1 pseudogene is annotated in these 10,416 nt (G+C 74.5%); it reads right to left on the bottom strand.

Going from position 1 to position 10,416, the window contains the following annotated elements:
* Window positions 1–2: 2 nt before the first annotated feature.
* Window positions 3–10,403, bottom strand: a pseudogene (locus tag MUY14_RS00550) (type I polyketide synthase); the annotation flags it as partial.
* Window positions 10,404–10,416 lie beyond the last annotated feature (13 nt).

The raw sequence follows: 10,416 nt of genomic DNA, 5'->3' as shown, positions 1-10,416 counted from the left end.
CGTCAGCTCCCCAGTGCGTTGTCGATGAAGTCGAAGAGGTCGTCCGCGGACGCCGTGGCGAGGCGGTCCGGGACGGTGGCGGCCCGCGCGGTGCCGGACCACTTGGCCAGCAACGTCCGGAGCCTGCCGTGCACGGCCGCCCGCGCGGCGTCGTCCAGCTCGGCGGCCAGCAGGCGGGTTTCCAGGCTGTCCACTTCGGACAGCAGCCGGTCCGCGTCCGGCTCGGCGCCGGTGAGTTCGCCGCGCAGGTGCGCCGCGAGCTCGGCGGGTGAAGCGTGGTCGAAGACCAGCGTGGACGGCAGCCGCAGCCCGGTCGCCGTGGCGAGCCGGTTGCGGAGCTCGACCGCGGTCAGCGAGTCGAAGCCGACGTCCAGGAACCCGCGGCCGGGGTCGACGCCGGTGCCGTCGGCGTGCCCGAGCACGGCGGCCATCGCCTCGCGGACCAGGTCGAGCACGATCCCGTCTTGCTCGGCCGGGCTCCGCCCGCCCAGCCGCCGCACCAGCCCGGCGGCGTCGGCCGCCTGGGTCGTGCGCGGCGCCCGCGCCCGGACGAGCCCGCGCAGCAGCGGCGGGACGTCGTCGCCGCGCAGGGCCGCCGGGTCGAGCCGCATGGGGACGAGCAGGCTCGACGCGTCCGCGACCGCCGTGTCGAACAGGCCCAATCCGTCCTCCGTGGACAGTGGCAGCAGGCCGGAGCGGCTCATCCGGGCCCGGTCGGCTTCGGCGAGTTCTCCGGCCATGCCGGTTTCCCAAGCGCCCCAGGCGATCGAGGTACCCGGCAGGCCGGCGGCCCGGCGGTGGGCCGCGAGCGCGTCGAGGTAGGCGTTGGCGGCCGCGTACGCGCTTTGGCCGGCGGTGCCCGCGAGCCCGGACACCGAGGAGAACAGCACGAAGGCGGCGAGGTCGGCGTCGCGGGTCAGCTCGTGCAGGTGCCGCGCGCCGTCGGCCTTGGGGGCCAGGACGGCCGCGAGGTCGTCGTCGGTGAGCCGGTCGACGGTCGCGTCGGCCAGCACGCCGGCGGCGTGCACGACCGCGGTGAGCGGCAGCGTCTCGACCAGCTCGGCCACGGCGTCCCGATCGGCGACGTCGCACGCGGCGATCGTCACCTCGGGCAGCTCGGCGGCGAGTTCCCGCGCACCGGGCGCGGCCATCCCGCGCCGGCCGGCGAGCACGACGTGCCGGGCACCGCCGCGGACGAGGTGCCGGGCCAGCGCGGCCCCGAGCGCACCGGTGCCGCCGGTGATCAGGACGACGCCGTCCGGGTCGAGCGCGCGCGGGACGGTCAGGGCGAGCTTCCCGATGTGCTTGGCCTGGCTCAGGAAGCGCAAGGCGTCCGGCGTGCGCCGGATGTCCCACGCGCGCACCGGGAGCGGCCGCAGGTGGCCGGCGGCGAAGAGCTCCAGGACTTCGGTGAGCATCCGGCCGAGCCGCTCGGCCCCGGCTTCGGCGAGGTCGAAGGCGCGGTAGCCCGGTGCCTCGCGGACGTCGGTCTTGCCCATCTCGAGGAACCGGCCGCCGTCGGCGAGGAGCTTCCGGGAGGCGTCGATGAACTCGCCGGTCAGCGAGTTGAGGACGACGTCCATCCGGGGGAAGCGCTCGGCGAACTCGAGGGTGCGCGAGGAGGCCAGGTGGCTCGCCTCGACGTCGACGGCGGCGTGCTTGCCGGGACTGGCGGTGGCGTAGACCTCGGCGCCGAGGTACCGCGCGACCTGCACGGCGGCCATCCCGACCCCACCGGCGGCCGCGTGGATGAGGACGGACTCGCCGGGCTTGAGCTCGGCGAGCTCGACGAGGCCGTAGTAGGCGGTGAGAAAGGCGACGGGAGTGGTCGCGGCTTGGGCGAAGCTCCAGCCGGCGGGGAGGGGTTTGAGGAGGCGGTGGTCGGTGGTGGCGTGGGTGGCGAAGGTGCCGGGGAAGAGGCCGAAGACGCGCTCACCGGGGTGGAGGGTGGTGACGCCGGGGCCGGTTTCGGTGACCACGCCGGCGGCTTCCTGGCCGAGGGGGACGGGCCCGCCGGGGTAGCGGCCGAGGACGTTGAGGAGGTCACGGAAGTTGACCCCGGCAGCCCGGACGGCGACGCGCACTTCACCGGCGGCGAGCGGCGCGGGGTGGGGGGCATCCGCACCCTCGGCGAGTGGCGCGGGGCGGGGGGCGACGCGCACCTCCCCGGCGGCGAGCGGCGCGGAGCGGGTCACGTCACGCACCTCACCGGCGATGAGCGGCGCCAGACGGGTGGCATCCGCCCCCTCGGCGAGCGAACCCGCCGGGCTTGCGGCCTCGCGGTGCGAGGTGATGTCCGCACCGGTGCCGAGCGAACCCGCCGGGCCGGTCACAGTGACCGCCGCCGCGAGCGGGACCGCTGTGATGCCGTCGACCGTGCCTGGGGCGGTCACCACCAGCTGCCAGTCGCCCGGGGGCAGGTCGAGGCTGGGCGCCGTACCCCTGGCGATGCGAGGCACCAGGATCCGCCCAGCGCGGACCGCCAGCTCCGGCTCGCCGTCCGGCAGCAGCTCCGGGGCCGGGGAGTCGTCGAGGTCCAGCAGGCGGAAACGGCCCGGGTGCTCCGTCCGGGCCGCGCGGACCAGGCCCCACGCCGCCGCCGCGGCCAGGTCGGGCACCTCGTCGCCGTCCGCCGCCGCGACCGCTCCCCTGGTCACGAACACCAGCTCGCCGTCGCGGTCGCCGGACAGCCACGCGCGGATCGCCGCCAGGACCGTCGCCGTCGTCGTGCGGACGTCCGCCGGTTCGACCGGGGAGAACACCGGTGACACCGCCGCCGTACCGGGCTCGGCCTCGCGCCACTCCAGGCGGAACAGCGCGTCGCTCACCTGCGGGAGCACCGGACGCAGCACCAGCGATGCCACCGTCAGCACCGGCCGGCCCTCACCATCCGCGACCGTCAGGGACACCGTGCCCGGCTCGATCGGCGTCAGCCGCACCCGCAGCGACGCCGCGCCCGAACTGTGGCGGGTCACTCCCGTCCACGTGAACGGGAGGCGGCCCTGGCCGTCGTCGGGGAGGAGGCCGCCCAGGCCCAGGCCGTGCAGGGCCGCGTCCAGCAACGCCGGGTGCACGCCGAAGCGGGCCGCCGCGTCGTGGTCGGCGGCCGGCAGGGCCACCTCCGCGAACACCGAACCTTCGTGGAGCCACGCGGATCGCAGTCCCTGGAACGTCGGGCCGTACGTGAAGCCCCGGTCTTCGAAGCCCTGGTACAGGTCCGTCACGTCCACTTCGGACGCTCCGGGCGGCGGCCACTCGCCGAGCTCCTCGGCCGCCGAAGCGCTGTCGGACAGGGTGCCGGTCGCGTGCCGCGTCCACGGCTCGGAGTCACGTCGCGAATGGACGGTGACCGGACGGCGACCGGCGTCGTCCGGCGAACCGACTGCCACCTGGACGCGCACCGGTTCCGTCAGCGCGAGCGGTGCCGCGATCGTCAGCTCCTCCAGGGTCCCGCACCCGGCTTCGGCGCCCGCGCGGAGGGCGAGTTCGACGAACGCCGTGCCGGGCAGGATGACCGTGCCGTGCACCGCGTGGCCCGCCAGCCACGGCGACTTCCGCGTCGACAGGACGCCCGTGAGCACCCGGCCGCCGGATTCGGGCAGCTCCACCGCCGCGCTGAGCAGGGGGTGGCCGAGCGTGCCGGGCTGCCCCTCGGCGGCCGCGTCCAGCCAGAACCGCTCGTGCTGGAACGCGTACGTCGGCAGATCCGTGCGGATCGGACCGGCGCCCACCACCCGCGCCCAGCCGACGTCGAGGTGGGCGAGCGCGGTCAGGACGCCGCTCTCCTCCGGGCGGCCGGCGACGAGGGTCGGGATCGCACCGTCGACCATCGGCGTCAGCACCGCGTCCGGGCCCAGCTCGACGAACCCGGTCACCCCCGAAGCCCGCAGCCGCTCGACGGCCTCGGCGAACCGGACCGGCTCCCGCACCTGCCGCACCCAATACCCCGGCGTCACCACCGACTCGTCCACAGTGGACACGAAGGGGATGACCGGTTCGGCGCACCCCAGCCCGTCGATCGCCGCGGCGAAATCGGCCAGCATCGGCTCCATCAGTGCCGAGTGGAACGCGTGGCTCGTGGTGAGCCGCTTGGTCTTCGCGAACGTCGACGCGTACTCGGTCACCGCGGTTTCCACGCCGGACAGCACCACCGAGTCCGGGCCGTTGACCGCGGCAAGCGACACACCGGCAGGAAGCTCGATGTCCTCTTCGGACGCCTGGACCGCGATCATCACGCCACCCGGTGGCAGCGCCTGCATCAACCGGCCTCGCGCCGATACCAGCGCGCAAGCGTCTTCCAGCGACAGGATCCCGGCGACGTGCGCCGCCGCGATCTCACCCACCGAATGCCCGGCGACGAAGTCCGGCCGGACACCCCACGACTCCAGGAGCCGGAAGAGCGCAACTTCGAGCGCGAAGATGCCCTGCTGGGCGAACTCGGTCTCGGCCGAGCCGAGGAAGTCGCGAAGCCGCGGGTCCAGGTGCGCGCACGCCGCGTCGAACGCCGTCGCGTAGACCGGGAAAGCCTCGTACAGCTCCTCGCCCATCCCGACGCGCTGCGAACCCTGACCGGAGAACAGGAAAGCGACCTTGCCGACACCCCCGGGTCGCACGACTTCGGCGACGGGCCGTCCCTCGGCGAGCCCGGCCAGCCCGCGGCGGAAGCCCTCGACGTCCGCGGCGAGCACGACCGCCCGGCATTCGAGCGGCGCCCGGCCCGTGGCGAGCGTCCGCGCGGTCGCGACGAGATCCGGACCGGTTTCGAGGAACGACAGCAGCCGGGAAGCCTGCGCCCGCAAGCCTTCCTCGGTCCGTGCCGAAACCAGCCACGGCACCACGGCCCCGGAGAACGTCTCGGCCGGGTCGGCGGTACGGGGCGCTTCCTCCAGCACGATGTGCGCGTTGGTCCCGCTGATCCCGAACGACGACACCCCAGCCCGCCGTACCCGGTCGGATGCGGGCCAAGCAACCGACTCCGTCAGCAGCCGAAGCGAACCCGCCGACCAGTCCACTTGGGACGATGGCGAATCGACGTGCAACGTCCGGGGCAGCACACCGTGCCGCAACGACTCGACCACCTTGATCACCCCGGCGACCCCGGCCGCCGCCTGGGTGTGCCCGAGGTTCGACTTCACCGAACCGAGCCACAACGGCTCCGCCCGGTCCTGCCCGTAGGTGGCCAGCAGCGCTTGCGCCTCGATGGGATCACCGAGGCGGGTCCCGGTTCCGTGGGCCTCGACGACGTCCACATCGGACGGTGTCAGTCCCGTCGTGGCCAAGGCGGCCCGGATCACCCGCTGCTGTGACGGCCCGTTCGGCGCGGTCAGCCCGTTCGACGCGCCGTCGGAGTTCACCGCGGAACCGCGCAGCACGGCGAGCACCGGGTGACCGAGCCGCTGGGCGTCGGAAAGCCTTTCCACCAGCAGGAGGCCGGCGCCCTCGCCCCAGGCGGTGCCGTCGGCGGCGGCCGCGAACGGCTTGCAGCGGCCGTCGGCGGCCAAGCCGCGCTGCCGCGAGAACTCGACGAACCCGATCGGCGTCGACATCACCGTCACACCGCCGGCCAGCGCCAGCGAACACTCACCCGAGCGCAGCGCCTGCGCCGCCAGGTGCAGTGCCACCAGCGACGACGAACACGCCGTGTCGACGGTGACCGCCGGTCCTTCCAAGCCCAGCGCGTACGCGACGCGGCCGGAGAAGACGCTCGCCGAGCTGCCGGTGCCGAGGTAGCCCTCGACCTGGTCGCGGGCGTTCATCAGCAGGGTGCCGTAGTCCTGGCCGTTGGTGCCGACGAACACGCCGACCCGGCTGCCGCGCAGCGCCGACGGGTCGAGCCCGGCGCGTTCGAACGCCTCCCACGACGTCTCCAGCAGCAGCCGCTGCTGCGGGTCCATCGCGAGGGCCTCGCGCGGGCTGATCCCGAAGAACACGGCGTCGAAACCGGTCACGTCGTCCACAAAGGACCCGTGCCGGACGTAGGACCGGCCCGGGGTTTCCGGGTCGGGGTCGTACACGGCGTCGACGTCCCAGCCGCGGTCCGCCGGGAAGGGCGCGACCGTGTCCCGGCCTTCGGCCAGGAGGTCCCAGAGGTCTTCGGGCGAGCCGACGCCGCCGGGGAAGCGGCAGCTCATCGCGACGATCGCGATCGGCTCGTCGGCCGCACCGCGCTCGACGAGTTCGGTGGTAGCGGTCGCGCCGCTGAAGTGCGACGCGAGGTGGCCGACCAGCGCGGCCGGGCTCGGGTGGTCGAAAACGAGCGTGGCGGGCAGTTTCAGGCCGACCGCGGCGCCGAGCTTGTTGCGCAGCTCGACCGCGGTCAGCGAGTCGAACCCCAGGTCGCGGAGGGCGCGGGCCGGGTCGATCCGGTCCGGCTCGGCGAACCCGAGCACGGCGGCGATCTGCGTACGCACGATCTCGAGCAGCCGCCGGTCCCGCTCCCCTGGTGCCAGACCCGCGAGGCCGGGCTCGGCGGCGTCGGTCCCGGTGCGCGGGAGCAGGTCGGCGAGCAGCCGGCCGGGCTCCTGCGCGGCCGTCCAGTCGACGTCGGCGACGACGACGGCCGTGTCGTCGAGGTCGAGGACCCGCTGCAGGCCGTCGAGGGCCAGCTCCGGCGGCATCGGCGGGACCCCGCGCTGCCGCAGCCGCGTCTCCAGGCCGCCCTCGGCCATGCCGCCGCCCGCCCAGTGGCCCCAGCCGATCGACGTCGCCGGCAGCCCGAGGCCGCGGCGGAAGCGCGCGAACGCGTCGAGGAAAGCGTTTCCCGGAGCGTAGTTCCCCTGACCCGCGCCGCCGTAGGTGCCGGCGAGGGAGGAGAACAGCACGAAGGCGTCGAGGTCGAGGTCGCGGGTCAGTTCGTGCAGGGCGAGCGCGGCCTCGGCCTTGACCCGCAGCACGCGCCCGACCTGGTCGAGGGTGAGCTCGTCGAGCACGGCGTCGTCGAGCACGGCGGCGGTGTGGACCACCGCGCGCAGCGGCGCGTCCGCGGGCAGGTCACCGAGCAGCGCGCCGAGCGCGTCGCGGTCGGCGGCGTCGCACGCGGCGACGGTGACCCGGGACCCGAGGCCGGTCAGCTCGGCTGCCAGCTCCGTGGCCCCTTCGGCGGCACGGCCACTGCGGCTGACGAGCAGCAGGTGCGGGGCCCCTTGGGCGGCCAGCCGCCGGGCGACGTGGGCGCCGAGCGCGCCCGTACCGCCGGTGATCAGCGTGGTGCCTTCGGGACGCCAGGTGCGCCGGGCGCTCGTGGCGGCCGGCCGGGTGAGACGGCGGGCGAAGACGCCGTCGGGCCGGACGGCGAGTTCGTCCTCGGGGCCGGTCAGGGCGCCGAGGAACAGGTCGACGGTGGCGTCGCCGGTGTCGGCGGGCAGGTCGGCGAGGCCACCCCAGCGGCTCGGCTGCTCCTGGCGGACGACCTGGCCGAGGCCCCAGACGAGGGCCTGCTCCGGGTCGGTGACCGGGTCCGCGGCCCCGGTCGAGACCGCGCCGCGGGTGACCATCCACAGGGGAACGTCGGCGTGCACGAGGGCCAATGCGGCGGCTAGCCCGGCGGGAACGTCCGGGTGATCAGGAGTCCGCCCGGCCGGAGCGACGGCGATGATGCCGGTGACACCGGTGACATCGCCGGGTTCGGCCGTGCGGATCACCTCGGCGCCGTGACGGCTGAGGCCTCGGGCGATGCGGTCGGCGAGGTCGTCGTCCGGGGCGCACACGACCCAGGTACCCGCCACAGTGGACGGTTCGACGGGGACGAGCCGCCAGGTGACTTCGTAGCGCAGGTCGTCGACGGCCGTGCGACGGCCGGGCGCGGCCTCGGACCAGTAGCGGTCGCGCTGGAACGGGTAGGTGGGCAGGGTGACGCGGCGGGTACCGGTGCCCGCGAACAGCCCGGCCCAGCCGACGTCGGCACCGCGGGCGAACGCCTCGCCCAGCGAGGTGACGACCCGGGTCAGGCCGCCGTCGCCCCGGCGAAGGGTGCCGACCGCGGCGGCGGCCGCCCCGGCCTCGTCGATGGTCTCTTCGACGCCGACGGTGAGCACGGGGTGGGCACTGCACTCGACGAAGACGGTCGCGCGCAGGCCGAGCAGGGTCGAGACGGCCTGGTCGAACCGGACCGGTTCACGCAGGTTGCGGTACCAGTAGGCCGCGTCCAGCTCCGCCGTGTCGAGCACTTCCCCGGTCACCGCGGACACGAACGGGATCCGGCCGGAGCGCGGCTTCACCTCGGCCAGCACGGAAGCCAGCTCGTCGGCCAGCAACTCGACCTGCGCCGAGTGGGAGGCATAGTCGACGGCGATCCGGCGCGCTCGGACGTCCACCGACGCCAGCAGCTCGTCCAAAGCGCCGGGCTCACCGGACACCACCACGGACGACGGGCCGTTCACCGCGGCGACCGAAATCTTTCCGCCCCACGGCGCGATCAGCTCTCGCGCCCGCTCGACGGGCGCGCCCAGCGACACCATGCCGCCCAGTCCGGACAGTCGCAGGATGGCTTTGCTCCGCAAGGCAACCACTCGAGCACCATCCTCAAGGGACAGTCCACCCGCGACCACCGCGGCCGCGATCTCACCCTGCGAATGCCCCACCACAGCGGCGGGCTCGACACCGTACGAGCGCCACACCGCCGCCAGCGACACCATGACCGCCCACAGCACGGGCTGCACGACGTCGACCCGATCCAGGTCGCCGTCGAGGGCCTCCAGCAGGTCCCAATCCACGAATGACGACAGCGCGGCAGCACATTCGGCCATCCGCGCCGCGAACACCGGCGAGGAACCGAGCAGCTCCCGGCCCATCCCGGCCCACTGCGAACCCTGCCCGGGGAACACGAAGACGACGTCACCCGGGTCGGCCGGCTCGCTGACACCGTCGACGACAGCATCCAGCCCGGCGGCGTCGAGAACCACGGCCCGGTGTTCGCGCACCGACCGCGTGGTGGCCAGCGCACGACCGACGTCGACCGGGTCACCGTCGTGGTTTCGCAGCGCCCGCGCGAGATCGCGCAGCGCCGGACCGGTCTTGGCCGACAGCACCCACGGCACCACGGGCAACGACGAGGGCGGTTCGTCCGCCTCGGCCGGGACCGCTTCGATGAGCACGTGGGCGTTGGTCCCGCTGACCCCGAACGACGACACCCCGGCGCGCCTCGGCGCGCCGGTTTCCGGCCACGGCACGGCTTCGGTCAGCAGCCGGACCTGCCCGGCCGTCCAGTCCACGTGCGACGAGGGCGCGTCGACGTGCAGCGTGCGGGGCAGCACGCCGTGCCGCATCGCTTCGATCACCTTGATCACCCCGCCGACCCCGGCGGCGGCCTGCGTGTGCCCGATGTTGGACTTCAGCGAGCCCAGCCACAACGGCCGGTCGCGGTCCTGGCCGTACGTCGCCAGCAGCGCCTCAGCCTCGATCGGGTCGCCCAGGGAAGTCCCGGTGCCGTGCGCCTCGACGACGTCCACATCGGACGGTGCCAGCCGCGCGGAGGCCAGCGCGGCCCGGATCACCCGTTGCTGCGACGGGCCGTTCGGCGCGGTGAGGCCGTTGGACGCGCCGTCGGAGTTCACCGCCGAGCCGCGCAGCACGGCGAGCACGGGGTGGCCGTGGCGGCGGGCGTCGGAAAGCCGTTCCAGCACGAGCATCCCGGCACCCTCGCCCCACGCGGTGCCGTCGGCGGCTTCGGCGAACGCCTTGCAGCGGCCGTCGGCCGCGAGCCCGTTCTGCTGGCTGAACTCGACGAACCCCTCGGGCGTCGTCATCACGGTGACCCCGCCGGCGAGAGCGAGCGTGCACTCGCCCGCGCGCAGGGCCTGCGCCGCGAGGTGCAGGGCGACCAGCGACGACGAACACGCCGTGTCGACGGTGATCGCCGGGCCTTCGAGCCCGAAGGTGTAGGCGATCCGGCCGGAGAACACGCTGGCCGCGCTGCCGGTCAGGAGGTACCCGGACAGCGCCTCGATCTGCTCCTCGGACGGGCCGGAGATCTGCGCCATCCCACCGACGAAGACGCCGGTGCGGCTGCCGCGCAGGCCGTCGACGGGCAGGCCGGCGCGCTCGAACGCCTCGTGCGCGACCTCGAGGAGCAGCCGCTGCTGCGGGTCCATGGCGACGGCTTCGCGCGGTGAGATCCCGAAGAACTCGGGGTCGAAGTCCGCGGCCTCCGCGAGGAATCCGCCCTCGCGGACGTAGCTGTGCCCGGGCCGCGGGCCGCCGGGCCGGTAGAGCCGCGCGGTGTCCCAGCCGCGGTCGGCGGGGAAGCCGGAAATCGCGTCGGTCCCCGCGGCGACCAGGTCCCACAGCCGTTCGGGCGTGTCCGCCCCGCCGGGGTACCGGCAGGCGGTGCCGACGATCGCGATGGGCTCGCCGGCCTTCTCTTCGGCCTCACGCAGCCGCGCGCGGACGTCGTGCAGGTCCGCGGTGACGCGCTTGAGG

Origin of the sequence: Amycolatopsis sp. FBCC-B4732, from assembly GCF_023008405.1 — a bacterium.
GTDB lineage: Bacteria > Actinomycetota > Actinomycetes > Mycobacteriales > Pseudonocardiaceae > Amycolatopsis > Amycolatopsis pretoriensis_A.
Note: the sequence above shows the minus strand (reverse complement) of the source record. Positions and strands in the feature narration are given on the sequence as shown.